The following is a 15,043-nucleotide window of genomic DNA, read 5'->3' on the forward strand; positions in this document are numbered from 1 at the left end:
GCAGTGGGGGGCACCGAGGCCGGCCGGGTGCCCCCCACTTCCATGCCCTGATCCGGGTGCTCACGCCCAGATCCGGGCCCTGATCCGGGAGTTGGGTTTTTGTACAAGCTGCTGTTCGACCTCGTCTTCAAGAAGATGGACCCCGAGAAGGCCCACCACCTCGCCTTCTTCTGGATCCGGCTCGCCTCCTCGGTGCCCGGCCTGCGCACGCTGGTGCGGCTGGTGCTCGCCCCGCGTGACCGGGCGCTGCACACCACCGCCCTCGGCCTCGACCTGCCGGGGCCGTTCGGCCTGGCGGCCGGCTTCGACAAGAACGGCGTCGGCATCGACGGCCTGGCGATGCTCGGCTTCGACTACGTCGAGATCGGCACCATCACCGGCGAGCCCCAGCCGGGCAACCCGACGCCCCGGCTGTTCCGCCTGGTCGAGGACCGCGCGCTGATCAACCGGATGGGCTTCAACAACCAGGGCTCGGCCCGGGTCGCCGCGCGCCTCGCCGCCCGCCCGCACACCAGCTCCACCCCGGTGATCGGCGTCAACATCGGCAAGACCAAGGTGGTCGAGGAGGCCGACGCCGTCGCCGACTACGTCAAGTCCACCGAGCGGCTGGCCAAGTACGCCGACTACCTGGTCGTCAACGTCAGTTCGCCGAACACCCCCGGGCTGCGCAACCTCCAGGCCGTGGACCACCTGCGCCCGCTGCTCTCCGCCGTCCGCGAGGCCGCCGACCGCACCACCGCGCACCACGTCCCGCTGCTGGTCAAGATCGCCCCCGACCTGGCCGACGAGGACGTCGACGCGGTCGCCGACCTCGCCCTGGAACTGGGCCTGGACGGCATCATCGCCACCAACACCACGATCGGCCGCGAGGGCCTGCGCGCCGACGCCGCCCGGGTCGAGGAGATCGGCATGGGCGGCCTGTCCGGCGCCCCGCTCAAGGCCCGCGCCCTGGAGGTGCTCCAGCGCCTGCGCGCCCGGACCGGGGGCCGGCTGACGCTGGTCTCGGTCGGCGGCGTCGAGACCGCCGAGGACGCCTGGCAGCGGATCGTCCACGGCGCGGACCTCGTCCAGGGCTACAGCGCCTTCATCTACGAGGGCCCGTTCTGGTGCCGCCGGATCCACCGGGGCCTCTCCGCCCGGATCCGGGCCGCGGGCTTCCGCGACCTGGCCGCCGCCGTCGGCAGTGCCGTCGACGGCACCAGGGCCGCCTCCTGAACCACCGTGCGGCCCCGGCTCGTACGACGCCCCGTACGAGCCGCGCACGACCTCCCGTACGGCCTCCGTGCGGCCTCCCCACGACCTTCCGGAAGGACGACATGACCCTCGCCCCGTTCGGCGCCCGGCTGCGCCAGGCCCTCGACACCCGCGGCCAGCTCTGCGTCGGCATCGACCCGCACGCCTCCCTGCTCGCCGCCTGGGGGCTCGGCGACGACCTTGCCGGCCTGGAGACCTTCAGCCGCACCGTCGTCGAGGCGCTGGCCGACCGGGTGGCCGTGCTCAAGCCGCAGGCCGCCTTCTTCGAGCGCTTCGGCAGCAAGGGCGTCGCGGTGCTGGAGAAGTCGGTCGAGGAGGCCAGGGCGGCCGGCGCGCTGGTCCTGATGGACGCCAAGCGCGGCGACATCGGTTCCACCATGGCCGCCTACGCGGAGGCCTTCCTGTCGCCCGGCAGCCCGCTGTTCTCGGACGCCGTCACGGTCAGCCCGTACCTGGGCTTCGGCTCGCTGCGCCCGGCCCTCGACCTGGCCCGCGCGCAGGGCTGCGGCGTGTTCGCGCTGGCGCTCACCTCCAACCCGGAGGGCCACGAGGTGCAGCGGGCGGTCGGCGCGGACGGCGAGTCGGTCGCGGCCTCGGTGCTGCGGCAGCTGGCGGCGGAGAACGGCGACGCCGCCCCGCTGGGCTCCTTCGGCGCGGTCGTCGGCGCGACGCTCGCCGACGCGGGCGTGGAACTGGCCATCAACGGCCCGCTGCTGGCCCCCGGGATCGGCGCCCAGGGCGCGACGATGGCCGACCTGCCGCGGGTGTTCGGCGCCGCGGTGATCAACGTGGTGCCGAGCGTCAGCCGGGACGTGCTCAAGCACGGTCCGTCGGTGGCGGCCCTGCGCTCGGCGGCCGAGCGGTTCGTCGGCGAGTACGCGGACGCGGTGAAGTAGCGGCGATCGAGGGCGCGAGCGCGTAGCGGGGCGATGACCCTGCGCAGTGTGCGCAGCCCGGCGAGGGTCCCCGGACCTCCCCGGAGTTGACGTGAGCGCCGTCACATTGGCGGTGTCAAAGTTTCGCAATCGCGGTCATTTTGCCCTGGAAAGTCCTGGTCGGCCTTGGCTGACCAGGACTTTTCGTGTTCTTTTCCTGACGTGGCGCCGCAATCCGGGTAGTGTCCGGCGATAGGTCATCGGCGAGCCGCGAAACCCGTAGCTCCCGCAGGTCAAGGGCCCTCTGGTTCCCCTTGCGGACGGTGTCCTGGGATCCAAACCAGTCATAGCTCAATCCCTTCCTTCCACACCCTGAGGTGAACGGCGTGGCTCTTCCGCCCCTTACCCCTGAACAGCGCACCGCCGCGCTCGCCAAGGCCGCCGAGGCTCGCCGGGAGCGCGCCGAGGTCAAGAACCGGCTCAAGCACTCCGGCGCCTCCCTGCACGAGGTGATCAAGGCCGGAAAGGCCGAGAACGACGTCATCGGCAAGATGAAGGTCTCCGCACTGCTGGAGTCCCTTCCCGGCGTCGGCAAGGTCCGTGCCAAGCAGATCATGGAACGCCTCGGCATCAGCGAGAGCCGGCGCGTCCGCGGCCTCGGTACGAACCAGATCGCCTCCCTGGAGCGGGAGTTCGGCGGCGGTGCCGCCTGACCGTGCCCCGTGGTCCCGGGACCGTCCGCGATCCGGGATAATCGGTGCATGAGTGAGCGTCCGCGGCTGACCGTGCTCTCCGGCCCTTCGGGGGTCGGCAAGAGCACGGTCGTCGCTCATATGAGGAAGCAGCACCCCGAGGTCTGGCTCTCGGTGTCGGCGACGACCCGGCACCCGAGGCCGGGCGAGCAGAACGGGGTCCAGTACCACTTCGTCGACAACGACGAGTTCGACAAGCTGATCGCCAACGGCGAGCTGCTGGAGTGGGCCGTCTTCGCCGGCAACCGCTACGGCACCCCGCGCTCGGCGGTGCTGGAGAAGCTGGAGCGCGGCGAGCCCGTCCTGCTGGAGATCGACCTCCAGGGCGCCCGCCAGGTGCGCGAGTCGATGCCCGAGGCGCAGCTGGTCTTCCTGGCCCCGCCGAGCTGGGACGAGCTGGTCCGACGGCTGACCGGTCGGGGCACGGAGTCGCAGGACGTGATCGCGAAGCGGCTGGAGGCGGCCAAGGTCGAGCTCGCGGCCGAGCCCGAGTTCGACACGACCCTTGTCAACACCTCCGTCGAGCAGGTAGCGGCCGAACTGCTAGCCTTGCTCGGTGTAGCCTGACCTGTCTGTCTTTTCCACCCTTTCGGAAGGTTTTCGCGTGTCCTCTTCCATGACCGCGCCCGAGGGCATCATCAACCCGCCGATCGACGAGCTGCTTGAGGCCACCGACTCCAAGTACAGCCTCGTGATCTACGCCGCCAAGCGCGCGCGCCAGATCAACGCGTACTACTCCCAGCTCGGTGAGGGCCTGCTCGAGTACGTCGGCCCGCTGGTCGACACCCACGTGCACGAGAAGCCGCTGTCGATCGCGCTGCGCGAGATCAACGCGGGCATGCTGACCGCCGAGGCGATCGAAGCCGCCTGAGGCGGTCTCCGAAGCTTGTGGAAGGGCCCGGCGGAATCGTTTCCGCCGGGCCCTTCGGCGTTCCCGGGGGCTGTGGGATCGACCACGGTGCGCGCGGTGGCTGAGGGGCCGTAGGGTGTGCACGTCCCAGGAGTGGAGGAGAGCGGGAGTATGAGCGCGACTTCGGACCGGAGCGGGTCGGCGGACGCGCCGCGCGTCGCCCTCGGCGTCAGCGGCGGCATCGCCGCCTACAAGGCGTGCGAGCTGCTCCGCCGGTTCACCGAGTCCGGCCACCAGGTCACCGTGGTGCCCACCGAGGCCGCGCTGCACTTCGTCGGCGAGGCCACCTGGGCCGCGCTCTCCGGCCGCCCGGCCGCCACCGAGACCTGGGAGCGCGTGCACGAGGTGCCGCACGTGCGGATCGGCCAGCAGGCCGACCTGGTCGTGGTCGCCCCCGCCACCGCCGACCTGATCGCCAAGGCCGCCCACGGCCTCGCCGACGACCTGCTCACCAACACCCTGCTCACCGCCCGCTGTCCGGTCGTCCTGGCGCCCGCCATGCACACCGAGATGTGGGAGCACCCCGCCACCCGGGACAACGTCGCCACGCTGCGCCGCCGGGGCGTGATCGTGCTGGAGCCGGCCGTCGGGCGGCTCACCGGCAAGGACACCGGCAAGGGACGGCTGCCCGAGCCGTCCGTGATCTTCGACGCCTGCCGGGCCGTGCTGCGCCGGGGCGGGGCCGCCCCGACCGACCTGGCGGGCCGACACGTGGTGGTCTCGGCCGGCGGCACCCGCGAGCCGCTGGACCCGGTGCGCTTCCTGGGCAACCGCTCCTCCGGCAAGCAGGGCTACGCGCTCGCCGTGACGGCCGCGGCCCGTGGGGCGCGCGTGACGTTGGTCTCGGCCAACGCGGAGCTCGCCGACCCGGCCGGGGTCGACGTGGTGCACGTCTCGACCGCGCTGGAGCTGCGCGAGGCGGCGCTGAAGGCGGCCGCGTCGGCCGACGCCGTGGTCATGGCCGCGGCCGTGGCGGACTTCCGGCCCGCCGAGTACGCCAGCGGCAAGATCAAGAAGGTCGAGGGGGTCGAGCCGGCGCCGGTCGCCCTCGTCCGCAACCCCGACGTCCTGGCCGAGCTGGCGGCGCACCGCGCCCGTTCGGGCCAACTCGTGGTGGGTTTCGCGGCGGAGACCGACGACGTGCTCGCCAACGGCCGCGCCAAGCTCGCCCGCAAGGGCTGCGACCTGTTGGTCGTCAACGAGGTGGGCAACGGCAAGGCCTTCGGGACGGACGTCAACGAGGCCGTGGTACTGGGCTCGGACGGCAGTGAGACGGCCGTTCCGGTGGGCCCGAAGGAGGCGTTGGCGGACGTGGTCTGGGACCTGGTCGTGAAGCGGCTGGAAACGATCGGCGGCTGATCAAGCCCTGCTGGAGATCGGTCGCGATTTCCGGAAGCGGGTGACGTTCGGCGGAGGCATCCCGTTAGACTCCAGGAATCAAGTCTTTCCGGATGTCCCCGGTTCGCCGGGGGCCTTCAGTCAGCAGCCGCTGCAACCCCAGGGAGCGCTGTGTCTCGCCGCCTGTTCACCTCGGAGTCCGTCACCGAGGGACACCCCGACAAGATCGCTGACCAGATCAGCGACACCATCCTTGACGCTCTCCTCCGGGAGGACCCGACCTCCCGGGTCGCCGTGGAGACGCTCATCACCACCGGCCAGGTGCACGTGGCCGGCGAGGTGACCACCAAGGCGTACGCGCCGATCGCCCAGCTCGTCCGGGACAAGATCCTGGAGATCGGCTACGACAGCTCCAAGAAGGGCTTCGACGGCGCCTCCTGCGGCGTGTCGGTGTCCATCGGCGCGCAGTCGCCCGACATCGCCCAGGGCGTCGACACCGCGTACGAGGCTCGGGTCGAAGGCGACGAGGACGACCTGGACAAGCAGGGCGCCGGCGACCAGGGCCTGATGTTCGGCTACGCGTCCGACGAGACGCCCGAGCTGATGCCGCTGCCGATCACCCTCGCGCACCGCCTCTCGCGCCGCCTGACCGAGGTCCGCAAGAACGGGACCATCCCGTACCTGCGCCCCGACGGCAAGACCCAGGTCACCATCGAGTACGACGGCGACAAGGCCGTCCGCCTCGACACCGTGGTGGTCTCCACCCAGCACGCCAGTGACATCGACCTGGAGTCGCTGCTCACCCCGGACATCCGCGAGTTCGTGGTCGAGCCCGAGCTGAAGGCGCTCGCCGAGCAGGGCATCAAGCTGGTCACCGAGGGCTACCGCCTGCTGGTGAACCCGACCGGCCGCTTCGAGATCGGCGGCCCGATGGGCGACGCCGGCCTCACCGGCCGCAAGATCATCATCGACACCTACGGCGGCATGGCCCGCCACGGTGGCGGCGCCTTCTCCGGCAAGGACCCGTCCAAGGTCGACCGCTCGGCCGCGTACGCGATGCGCTGGGTGGCGAAGAACATCGTCGCCGCCGGCCTCGCCCGCCGCGCCGAGGTGCAGGTCGCGTACGCGATCGGCAAGGCCGAGCCCGTGGGCCTGTTCGTCGAGACCTTCGGCACCGAGACCGTGCCGGTGCTGACCATCCAGAAGGCCGTCACCGACGTCTTCGACCTGCGCCCGGCCGCGATCATCCGCGACCTGGACCTGCTGCGCCCGATCTACTCCCAGACCGCGGCGTACGGCCACTTCGGCCGTGAGCTGCCCGAGTTCACCTGGGAGCGCACCGACCGGGTGGAGCAGCTGAAGGCGGCCGTGAAGGACTGAACGGCCTGATCGTCCGGAAGCGGCGCCTACCCCCGGGCGGGGTGGGCGCCGCTTCTGTGCGTTCTGTCGGTGTGACCTGGTAGTACTGGGAGCGATGAGCAGCACAGGGGAGACGGAGAACACGGAGAACGGGGCCGAGCCGGAGCAGCTGGCGTTCATCCGGGAGACGGTCAAGCGGGCCAAACCCCGGACGTGGCGCGGCGCCAAGCGGGCCGAGCACCTGCCGGTGGCCCGGGTCGTGGTGGACAAGGGCGTGCTCACCATCGACAAGTTCTTCGACTACGAGGTGCCGGCCGCGATGGCCGAGGAGGCCCGCCCGGGCGCCCGGGTGCGGGTGCGCTTCGGCGCGCGCGTGGTGAAGGGCCAGCGCGAGGGCGGGGAGCTGCACGACGGGTTCATCGTCGCCCGGCTGGAGAAGAGCGACTTCCCCGGCCCGCTCGCCCCGCTCGCCCAGGTGCTGTCGCCCGAGCCCGTGCTCACCCCCCAGCTGCTCCGGCTCTGCCGGACCGTCGCCGACCGCTACGCCGGCACCCTCGCCGACGTCCTCCAACTGGCCGTCCCGCCCCGCCACGCCAAGGCCGAGGCCGAGGCCTCGCCGCCGGCGCTCCCGCGCCCCCCGGCCCCCGCCCCCGGGGGCTGGCAGCGCTACCCGGCCGGGCCCGACTTCCTCGCCGCGCTGGCCGACGGCGGCTCGCCGCGCGCCGTCTGGGCGGCGCTGCCCGGCCCCGGCTGGCCGTACGAGATCGCGCGCGCCGTCGCCGCCACGCTGGCGGGCGGGCGCGGCGCGCTCGTCGTGCTGCCCGAGGGGCGGTCGGTGGCCCGGGTCGACCAGGCGCTCACCGAACTGCTCGGCGCGGGCCGGCACGTGGCCCTGGAGGCCGACCTCGGCCCGCGCGAGCGTTACCGGCGCTGGCTGGCGGTGAGCCGCGGCTCGGTGCACGCCGTGATCGGCACCCGCGCCACCATGTTCGCGCCGGTGCGCGACCTCGGGCTGGTCGTCGTCTGGTCCGACGGCGACAACAGCCACAGCGACCCGCGCGCCCCGCACCCGCACGTGCGCGAGGTCGCGCTGCTGCGCGCCGCCGACGAGGGCGCGGCCGTGCTGCTCGGCGGCCACGCCGTCACGGTGGAGGGCGCGCAGCTGGTCAGCACCGGGTGGGCCCGCCCGCTGACCGCCGACCGGGAGACCGTGCGCCGGATCGCGCCGCGGGTGCGGACCGTCACCGACCAGGACCAGCACCGCGACGGCGCCGCCCAGGCCGCCCGGCTGCCCTCGGTGGCCTGGGAGGCCGCCCGGGAGTCGCTGGCCGCCGGGCGCCCGGTGCTCATCCAGGTGCCCCGGCGCGGCTACGTGCCCCGGCTGTCCTGCGGGCGCTGCCGCACCCCCGCCCGGTGCCGGCGGTGCGAGGGCCCGCTGGAGGCGCCCGCGGCCGACGCCGCGCTGAACTGCGGCTGGTGCGGGGAGGCGGAGACGGACTGGCACTGCCCCGAGTGCGGCTCGTTCCGGCTGCGCGCCCAGGTGGTCGGCGCCCGGCGCACGGCGGAGGAACTGGGCAAGGCGTTCCCGCGCATCCCGGTGCGCACCTCCGGGCGGGACGCGGTGCTGGCCACCGTCCCGGACGAGCCGTCGCTGGTGATCTCCACGCCCGGTGCGGAGCCGGTGGTGGACGGTGGTACCGGGTACGGGGCCGCGCTGCTGCTGGACGGCTGGGCGCTGCTCGGCCGGCCCGACCTGCGGGCCGGGGAGGAGACGCTGCGGCTCTGGTTGACGGCCGCCGCGCTGGTCCGGTCCGCCGAGGAGGGCGGCTCGGTGGTCGTGGTCGCCGAGCCGTCGGCGCGGCCGGTGCAGGCCCTGGTCCGCTGGGACCCGCTGGGCCACGCCGGGCTGGAACGCGACGAGCGGGCGCAGCTGCACTTCCCGCCGGTGTCGCGGATGGCGTCGGTCAGCGGCAGCCCGGCGGCCGTGGCCGACCTGCTGGGGCTGATCCGGCTGCCCTCGGAGGCGGACGTGCTCGGGCCGGTACCGGCCCCGGCCCTGCGCGGGGAGGAACAGGAGCGCGCGCTGCTGAGGGTGCCGCCCGGGCAGGGGGCGGCGCTGGCGGCGGCCCTCAAGGCGGCGCAGATCGCGCGGATCGCGCTGCGGACGCCGGAGGCGGTACGGGTGCGGGTGGATCCGACCGACATCGGGTGAGGCCGGCGGGGGCGGGGTGAGTGGCCACCCCGCCCCGGATGGCGCTGGTCGGACGGCGGCGTCAGCCGCGCAGCGGGATGCCGGTGCGGTCGACCGGGGTGCGCTCGGGGGTGGTGCGGTCGACCGGGGGGCGGTCGAGGGTGCCGCGCTCCGGGGTGGTGCGGTCGAGCGCGGTGCGCTCCAGGGTGCCGCGCTCCAGGGCGGTGCGGTCGAGGCTGCTGCGGTCCAGGCCGCCCTGGCGGGCCGCCGGGACGGTCGCCGCCAGGCCGCCGGACGGCGCGGCGGGCAGCTCCTCCGAGCGGTCCGGGCGGCTCTGGCCCGGGACGGCGCCGCTGGCGGCGAGGAGTTCGCTGGTCGGGCGGCGCATCCCGTACCGGCGGTGCACGGCCTGCTTGGTGACCCCGAGGGCCGAGCCCACCGAGTCCCAGGAGAAGCCCAGCGCCCGGTCGAACTCGACCGCCGCCGCGACCAGGGTCTCCACGCTCTCCCTCAGCTCCTGCGCCAGGCGCACGGTCGGCGCGGGCGCCCGCCCGTACACGACGAAGCCGGCCGACGTGCTGGGCCGGCGCGGACGGTAGACGTTGCCCAACTGGGCGGTGAGCGTCCGCAGCGCGTCGACCTGCCGCCTCACCCGCTCGATGTCCCGCACCAGCAGGTGCAGGCTCGCCCGCGCCCGGGCGTCGTGGTTGATCTGCTCGGCCATGGCCTACGTGCCACCTTCCGTACGGTTCGGCTCGGCCGGGGCGCGGTGTCCCGTGCGCCCGGCCCCGGTCAATCTCACTTGACCAACGCCGAAGCGGGGGCCGGGGTAACGCCGCCGGGCACACTCGGGATATGCCAGAAGCCGGTGCCGGGGTGGGGGAGGGGCGTTCGGGGCGGTGTGAGGAGCCGGGTGAGGGCATGGGCGGCGGGCGCGGTGCGTTGCATAGACTTGCCGGGAACCCGTAGTTGCCCGCAGCCCCGCACCCTCGACGGACAGGAGCCCGTACCCGTGGCGATCCAGCCGATCCGGCTCTTCGGAGACCCCGTCCTGCGGGCCACCGCCCAGCCGGTGACCACGTTCGACAAGGAACTGCGCACCCTGGTCGGCGACCTCACCGAAACCATGCTCGACGCCCCCGGCGCCGGCCTCGCCGCGCCCCAACTCGGCGTCTCCCTGCGGGTGTTCACCTACCACGTGGACGGTGTCACCGGGCACCTGATCAACCCGGACCTGTCGCTGACCGAGGAGGAGCAGGACGGCCCCGAGGGCTGCCTCTCGCTGCCCGGACTGCGCTACGACACCAAGCGCGCCTACGGCGTGGTCGCCAAGGGCTTCACCATGTACGGGGATCCGGTCACCCTGGAGGGCACCCAGCTGCTCGCCCGCTGCATCCAGCACGAGACCGACCACCTCGACGGCATCATCTTCATCGACCGGCTCGACCGCGAGCAGCGCAAGGCCGCGCTGAAGGCGATCCGTGACACCGACTGGGGCGGCGCGCCCGCGCCGGTCGTCAAGGTCTCCCCGCACAGCACGTTCGGCGCCGCGCGCTGAACCCTCTGATCTCCAACGTTCTTTTGCAGAAAGGCACTTGATGCGTCTCGTCTTCGCCGGCACCCCCGAGGTCGCCGTTCCCGCCCTGGACGCCCTGCTCGCCTCCGACCGGCACGAGGTCGTCGCGGTGGTCACCCGCCCCGACGCCCCCGCCGGGCGAGGGCGCAAGCTGGTCGCCAGCCCCGTCGCCCAGCGCGCCGAGGAGGCCGGGATCGAGGTCCTCAAGCCGGCGAAGCCCAGCGACCCGGAGTTCGTCGCCCGGCTCACCGAACTCGCCCCCGACTGCTGCCCGGTGGTCGCCTACGGCGCGCTCCTGCGCCCCGGCACCCTGGAGATCCCCAAGCACGGCTGGGTCAACCTGCACTTCTCGCTGCTGCCCGCCTGGCGCGGCGCGGCCCCCGTCCAGCACGCCGTGCTGGCCGGCGACGAGGTCACCGGCGCGGCCACCTTCCTGATCGAGCAGGGCCTGGACTCCGGTCCGGTCTACGGCGTGATCACCGAGGAGATCCGCCCGACCGACACCAGCGGCGAACTGCTCACCCGCCTCTCGGTGTCCGGCGCGCGCCTGCTCACCGCCACCATGGACGGCATCGAGGACGGCTCCCTGCACGCCCTCCCGCAGCCGGCCGAGGGCGTCACGCTCGCCCCGAAGATCACCGTCGAGGACGCGCGCGTCGAGTGGAGCCACCCCGCCCTGCGGATCGACCGCGTGGTGCGCGGCTGCGCCCCGGCGCCCGGCGCCTGGACGGAGTTCCGCGGCGAGCGGCTGAAGATCACCGGGCCGGTGAAGCTGCTGACCGACTCGTCCGCCCTGGCGCCCGGGGAGCTGGCCGTGGTCGGCAAGAACAGCGTGCGGGTCGGGACGGGCAGCCACGAGGTCGAACTCGGGGAGGTCCGCCCGCAGGGGAAGAAGGAGATGCGGGCGGCGGACTGGGCGCGCGGGGCGCGGCTGGAGTCCGGGGAGCGCTTCGGCTCCGAGGGCTGAGGCTCAGGTTTAGCGTTACTGTTCGTCCAATAACCACTGATAATCCTCTGATAACCACCGATAACCACCGCAGCACCTTGAGGCATCCTGTGACCACCCCCAGCGCCCAGCGCGCCCCCCGCCCGCACCGCCGCCCGAAGAAGGACCCGGCCCGGATCGTCGCGTTCCGCGCGCTGCGCGCCGTCGACGAGCGCGACGCGTACGCCAACCTGATCCTGCCGTCGCTGCTCCGCGAAGCCGAGCAGAAGGGCATGGACCGGCGCGACGCCGCCCTCGCCACCGAGCTCGTCTACGGCACCCTGCGCCTTCAGGGCACCTACGACGCGATCATCGCCGCCTGCATCGACCGGCCGCTCGGCAAGGTCGACCCGCCGGTCCTGGACGTGCTCTCGCTCGGCGCCCACCAGCTGCTCACCACCCGCATCCCCAGCCACGCGGCGGTCTCGGCCACCGTCGAGCTGGCCCGGGTGGTGCTCGGCGACGGCAAGGCCAAGTTCGTCAACGCCGTCCTGCGCCGGATCAGCGCCCACGACCTGGACGCCTGGATCGAGAAGGTCGCCCCGCCGTACGAGAAGGACGCCGAGGACCACCTCGCCGTCGTCCACTCGCACCCGCGCTGGGTCGTCTCCGCGCTCTGGGACTCGCTCGGCCGCTGGCAGCCCGACGCCTCCGGGCGCAGCGCCCTGGAGGACCTGCTGCGCGCCGACAACGCCCGGCCCGAGGTGACCCTCGTCGCCCGCCCCGGCCGGGTCGACGTCGGCGAACTCGCCGACGCGCTGCCCGAGGCCGAGCCCGGCCGCTGGTCCCCGTTCGCGCTGCGGCTCGCCGAAGGCGGCGACCCGGGCTCGCTGGAGGCCGTCCGGGACAACCGGGCGGGCGTCCAGGACGAAGGCAGCCAGCTGGTCGCCCTCGCCCTGGCCAACGCCCCGCTGGACGGCCCGGACCGGCTCTGGCTGGACGGCTGTGCCGGCCCCGGCGGCAAGGCCGCGCTGCTCGCGGCGCTGGCCGCCGAACGCGGCGCCGGGCTGGTCGCGAGCGAGAAGCAGCCGCACCGCGCGCGGCTGGTCGCCCGGGCGCTGGAGGGCAACCCCGGCCCGTACACGGTGATCACCGCGGACGGCACCCGCCCGGCCTGGCGCTCCGGAGGCTTCGACCGGGTGCTGGTCGACGTGCCGTGCTCCGGCCTGGGCGCCCTGCGCCGCCGCCCGGAGGCGCGCTGGCGCCGCCGCCCCGCCGACGTCGCGGCCTTCGGCCCGCTCCAGCGGGACCTGCTGCGCTCGGCGATCGACGCCGCCCGGGTCGGCGGGGTGGTCGGGTACGCGACCTGCTCGCCGCACCTCGCGGAGACCCGGGCCGTCGTGGACGACGTGCTGCGGGCCGAGGGCGGCCGGGTCGAGTGGATCGACGCGCGCCCGCTGCTGCCCGGCGTCCCCGCGCTCGGGGACGGGCCGGACGTGCAGCTCTGGCCGCACCTGCACGGGACGGACGCGATGTACCTGGCGCTGCTGCGGCGGACGGCGTGATCCGGTGATCCGGTGATCCCGTGATCCGGGGGGACTGGGGAGGGCGGTGCGCTCAGCCGGGTGAGGGGGGCTGCGACCGGGCGGGCGTGGGCCCGGGGAGGTCGGTGAGGAGGGCGTGGGCCTGGGCGCGGAGGCGGTCGACCGGGGGGTCCTCGCAGATCACCTCCAGGCCGAGCCCGCTCGCCTGCCCGAAGTGGTAGTACGACTGGTAGGCGAGGTAGGGGCGGTGGCCGTCGGTGGGGTCCAGCCCGACGGCGAGCGTCGCGAAGTGGGTGCGCTCGTTCTCGGTGCGCTCGAACTCCGTCCGGGAGAGCCGCCATTCGAACTCGTACGGCTCCGGATCGGACGGCAGGTCCAGCAGCGCCTGGGCGAGCCGGCGGACGTCGTCCGGCCCGGCGAACGGGAGTGACTCGGACCAGCGGGGCGCGGCGGCGAGCAGCTCCCAGCCGTCGCCGTTGCGGCTGACGGACAGTGCCCACTCGCCGTCCTGGTCGTGCCAGTGGCAGCTGAGGATCGGATCCATGGTGGTCAACCTCCCTGTGAGGCTTGGCCGTTCGGCTCTCCCCATCGTGGCACACCGGACCGCCGAAGGGAGCCGGGCGGCCGGCGGTGGGCGGGGGCGCGTGGGGCTTTCGGGCCGAGGGCGGGGGCCGGGGTGGTCAGTCGGTGGCCGGGGTCGGCGCGGGGTGCCAGGGGCGGTCGGCGCGGGTCGGGCGGGCCGCGGCGGTGAGGCGCAGGGCGTACACCTCGCGGTCGGTGGCCGGGTGCGGGACGGGGCCGAGGTAGTCGTGGCCGGTCAGGTGGCACCAGGCGGGCAGGTCGAGGGGGGCGGCGGGGTCGGTGGTGTGGATGTGCACCACCGCGCCGGCGGGCAGGTCGGCGATCCGGGCGCGCAGGCGCAGCAGCAGTTGGACGCAGAGCAGGCCGGTGCCGTCGACGGTCAGGTCGGGGGCGGGTTCCTGGCCGGGCTGCTGTCCGGGGGTGTGGGTCATGGGGTTGCTGCCCTTCGCGGTGGTGCGGCGGTGCCGGGGTGCAGGGGTGCAGGGGTGCAGGGGTGCCGGGCTCAGCCTAGGCGCCGGGACGGTGCGGTACGCGGCGCCGTTCGGGATCTGGCGGTTTCGTAGTCCGACAGTCCGACAGTCCGACGGTTCAACAGTCCGTTAGTCGCGGGCTGTGGCCGCCCCCGGCCGCTGGTCGGGGGCGGTGCCGCCGAGGCGGGTGAGCAGGACGGCGAGGCGGTCGAGGTCGTCGGGGCTCCACTGGTCGGCCGCGAAGAGGTCGGCGGCGACCTTCCGGGCCGTGTACAGCATCTCGGCGAGCCGGTCGCGGCCGGTCGGCGTCAGGGCCGCGTAGGCGACCCGGGCGTCGCGGGCCGCCGCCTCCCGGCTCACCAGGCCGATCCGCTCCAGCGGTGCCAGTCCGCGGGTGACGCCCGAGGCGGTGAGGCCGAGGGCCTCGGCGAGGTCGACCCGGCGCATCCGGCCGCCGGGGGCGTGGCCGAGGTGGAGCAGCAGGGTGAAGTCGGACAGGCTCACGCCGTGCAGGCCGCCGAGGCTCGCGTCGAAGCGCTTGGCCACGGCCGCCTGGGCGCGGACCAGCCGCAGGGCGGTGTCCAGCGGGTCGGGCCGGGTGCCCGGGTCGGCCTGTTGGTCGACCTGTGGGTTCGTGTGCGGGTCGGCGTGCGGATCTGTCATTGCTACCTCCTTGACTACTCAAGCATACCGGTGCGGCGAGCCGTCAAGGAGGTAGCGGGAGGGGGGAGGGGGCTAGCCGGCGTTGGCGGCGCGGCGCTGCCGCTTGCCGAGCGGTGCCTGCGAGAGGTCCTCGGCCTGGGACCGCAGGTTCTTGTAGCCGTAGCCGCGCTCGGCCAGCCAGGCCCGTGCCGCCTGCTCGGCCCGCTCGGCCGCCGCCAGGATGTCCTCCTCCGCCTCGCCCGAGTCGAGGAAGCGGAAGGTGAAGGCGGCCCGCGCGCCGAGGTCGTAGCTGAGGTGTCCCTCGCGGGTGAAGGCCGCGCGCAGCACGTCGTGTTCGGGCGCGCGGGCGAGGAGTTCGGCGTGCTGCTCGACGCTGAGGTCGTCGAAGACGCCGCGCACCATGATGCGGAAGGTTCGAGTGGTCATCCCCCGACCATAGGCAGGACGGACGGCCGACCGCCAACCCGATTTCGTGCCGCTCGCTGGTCGACAGTGGGTTCCCGGGCGGACCTAGGCGCAATGCCGGTGACTTTGTGGTCGGTGTCTCGTTGGTTGTGGTGTGGCGAGGGTGGGGCAGGTCAAGGCGCCTGCGAGTGAGCGGATA

16 protein-coding genes are annotated in these 15,043 nt (G+C 73.9%); 11 read left to right on the plus strand and 5 right to left on the minus strand.

What is annotated here, in order from left to right:
- The first annotated feature begins 99 nt into the window (after positions 1 to 99).
- The 8 genes from ACIP37_RS19730 to ACIP37_RS19765 all read left to right on the plus strand — a co-directional run bounded on the left by ACIP37_RS19730 (position 100) and on the right by ACIP37_RS19765 (position 8,700).
- Positions 100 to 1,215, plus strand: coding sequence for a quinone-dependent dihydroorotate dehydrogenase (locus ACIP37_RS19730; protein WP_363583148.1), 1,116 nt, complete (start codon positions 100 to 102; stop codon positions 1,213 to 1,215).
- A gap of 101 nt (positions 1,216 to 1,316) precedes the next feature.
- Positions 1,317 to 2,150: an orotidine-5'-phosphate decarboxylase gene (gene pyrF, locus ACIP37_RS19735; protein WP_350877835.1), complete on the plus strand. Its 834-nt coding sequence runs from the start codon at positions 1,317 to 1,319 to the stop codon at positions 2,148 to 2,150.
- A 365-nt stretch (positions 2,151 to 2,515) separates the two neighbouring features.
- The gene (gene mihF, locus ACIP37_RS19740) at positions 2,516 to 2,842 is read left to right on the plus strand and encodes an integration host factor, actinobacterial type (RefSeq protein ID WP_063346755.1); all 327 of its coding nucleotides are present in this window, start codon (positions 2,516 to 2,518) and stop codon (positions 2,840 to 2,842) included.
- Positions 2,843 to 2,890: 48 nt separating this feature from the next.
- Entirely contained in the window at positions 2,891 to 3,448 is a 558-nt protein-coding gene (gmk, locus tag ACIP37_RS19745) for a guanylate kinase (RefSeq protein WP_350877834.1), read from the plus strand.
- Positions 3,449 to 3,485: 37 nt separating this feature from the next.
- Positions 3,486 to 3,752, plus strand: coding sequence for a DNA-directed RNA polymerase subunit omega (gene rpoZ / locus ACIP37_RS19750; RefSeq protein WP_030240625.1), 267 nt, complete (start codon positions 3,486 to 3,488; stop codon positions 3,750 to 3,752).
- A gap of 150 nt (positions 3,753 to 3,902) precedes the next feature.
- A complete protein-coding gene (gene coaBC / locus ACIP37_RS19755; RefSeq protein ID WP_363627483.1) occupies positions 3,903 to 5,150 on the plus strand; it encodes a bifunctional phosphopantothenoylcysteine decarboxylase/phosphopantothenate--cysteine ligase CoaBC in 1,248 nt (415 codons plus the stop codon).
- Between the two features lie 150 nt (positions 5,151 to 5,300).
- Positions 5,301 to 6,509 (plus strand): methionine adenosyltransferase, encoded by a 1,209-nt coding sequence (gene metK / locus ACIP37_RS19760; protein WP_350877833.1) that lies wholly within the window; start codon positions 5,301 to 5,303, stop codon positions 6,507 to 6,509.
- Between the two features lie 94 nt (positions 6,510 to 6,603).
- Positions 6,604 to 8,700 (plus strand): primosomal protein N', encoded by a 2,097-nt coding sequence (locus tag ACIP37_RS19765; protein ID WP_363583152.1) that lies wholly within the window; start codon positions 6,604 to 6,606, stop codon positions 8,698 to 8,700.
- Between the two features lie 61 nt (positions 8,701 to 8,761).
- Here the strand turns inward: ACIP37_RS19765 and ACIP37_RS19770 are convergent, their stop codons facing one another.
- Positions 8,762 to 9,403 (minus strand): hypothetical protein, encoded by a 642-nt coding sequence (locus ACIP37_RS19770; protein ID WP_400844166.1) that lies wholly within the window; start codon positions 9,401 to 9,403, stop codon positions 8,762 to 8,764.
- 288 nt (positions 9,404 to 9,691) lie between these two features.
- Here ACIP37_RS19770 and def point away from each other — a divergent pair, with 288 nt between their 5' ends.
- The 3 genes from def to ACIP37_RS19785 all read left to right on the plus strand — a co-directional run bounded on the left by def (position 9,692) and on the right by ACIP37_RS19785 (position 12,745).
- Positions 9,692 to 10,237, plus strand: coding sequence for a peptide deformylase (gene def, locus ACIP37_RS19775; RefSeq protein ID WP_363627486.1), 546 nt, complete (start codon positions 9,692 to 9,694; stop codon positions 10,235 to 10,237).
- Between the two features lie 40 nt (positions 10,238 to 10,277).
- A complete protein-coding gene (gene fmt / locus ACIP37_RS19780) occupies positions 10,278 to 11,222 on the plus strand; it encodes a methionyl-tRNA formyltransferase (RefSeq protein ID WP_363583154.1) in 945 nt (314 codons plus the stop codon).
- Positions 11,223 to 11,311: 89 nt separating this feature from the next.
- Positions 11,312 to 12,745: an RsmB/NOP family class I SAM-dependent RNA methyltransferase gene (locus ACIP37_RS19785; protein WP_400844169.1), complete on the plus strand. Its 1,434-nt coding sequence runs from the start codon at positions 11,312 to 11,314 to the stop codon at positions 12,743 to 12,745.
- Between the two features lie 52 nt (positions 12,746 to 12,797).
- On the opposite strand, the gene ACIP37_RS19790 is transcribed toward ACIP37_RS19785, so the two are convergent.
- The 4 genes from ACIP37_RS19790 to ACIP37_RS19805 all read right to left on the minus strand — a co-directional run bounded on the left by ACIP37_RS19790 (position 12,798) and on the right by ACIP37_RS19805 (position 14,865).
- Positions 12,798 to 13,268 (minus strand): hypothetical protein, encoded by a 471-nt coding sequence (locus ACIP37_RS19790; protein ID WP_400844172.1) that lies wholly within the window; start codon positions 13,266 to 13,268, stop codon positions 12,798 to 12,800.
- A 136-nt stretch (positions 13,269 to 13,404) separates the two neighbouring features.
- The gene (locus ACIP37_RS19795) at positions 13,405 to 13,737 is read right to left on the minus strand and encodes a sulfurtransferase TusA family protein (RefSeq protein ID WP_363583160.1); all 333 of its coding nucleotides are present in this window, start codon (positions 13,735 to 13,737) and stop codon (positions 13,405 to 13,407) included.
- A gap of 168 nt (positions 13,738 to 13,905) precedes the next feature.
- Positions 13,906 to 14,439, minus strand: a complete 534-nt coding sequence (locus tag ACIP37_RS19800) for a MarR family winged helix-turn-helix transcriptional regulator (RefSeq protein WP_363583162.1) — start codon at positions 14,437 to 14,439, stop codon at positions 13,906 to 13,908.
- 72 nt (positions 14,440 to 14,511) lie between these two features.
- The gene (locus ACIP37_RS19805; protein ID WP_363583164.1) at positions 14,512 to 14,865 is read right to left on the minus strand and encodes a DUF6204 family protein; all 354 of its coding nucleotides are present in this window, start codon (positions 14,863 to 14,865) and stop codon (positions 14,512 to 14,514) included.
- Positions 14,866 to 15,043: the final 178 nt, after the last annotated feature.

This window comes from Kitasatospora sp. NPDC088861, assembly GCF_044750105.1.
Taxonomy (GTDB): domain Bacteria; phylum Actinomycetota; class Actinomycetes; order Streptomycetales; family Streptomycetaceae; genus Kitasatospora.

Bases quoted from the DNA above. Each gene is read 5' to 3' on its own strand.
- coaBC (WP_363627483.1), top strand. From the start codon at position 3,903: ATGAGCGCGACTTCGGACCGGAGCGGGTCGGCGGACGCGCCGCGCGTC.
- pyrF (WP_350877835.1), top strand. From the start codon at position 1,317: ATGACCCTCGCCCCGTTCGGCGCCCGGCTGCGCCAGGCCCTCGACACC.
- ACIP37_RS19765 (WP_363583152.1), top strand. From the start codon at position 6,604: ATGAGCAGCACAGGGGAGACGGAGAACACGGAGAACGGGGCCGAGCCG.
- ACIP37_RS19770 (WP_400844166.1), bottom strand. From the start codon at position 9,403: ATGGCCGAGCAGATCAACCACGACGCCCGGGCGCGGGCGAGCCTGCAC.
- fmt (WP_363583154.1), top strand. From the start codon at position 10,278: ATGCGTCTCGTCTTCGCCGGCACCCCCGAGGTCGCCGTTCCCGCCCTG.
- gmk (WP_350877834.1), top strand. From the start codon at position 2,891: ATGAGTGAGCGTCCGCGGCTGACCGTGCTCTCCGGCCCTTCGGGGGTC.
- ACIP37_RS19795 (WP_363583160.1), bottom strand. From the start codon at position 13,737: ATGACCCACACCCCCGGACAGCAGCCCGGCCAGGAACCCGCCCCCGAC.
- ACIP37_RS19805 (WP_363583164.1), bottom strand. From the start codon at position 14,865: ATGACCACTCGAACCTTCCGCATCATGGTGCGCGGCGTCTTCGACGAC.
- ACIP37_RS19790 (WP_400844172.1), bottom strand. From the start codon at position 13,268: ATGGATCCGATCCTCAGCTGCCACTGGCACGACCAGGACGGCGAGTGG.
- ACIP37_RS19800 (WP_363583162.1), bottom strand. From the start codon at position 14,439: ATGACAGATCCGCACGCCGACCCGCACACGAACCCACAGGTCGACCAA.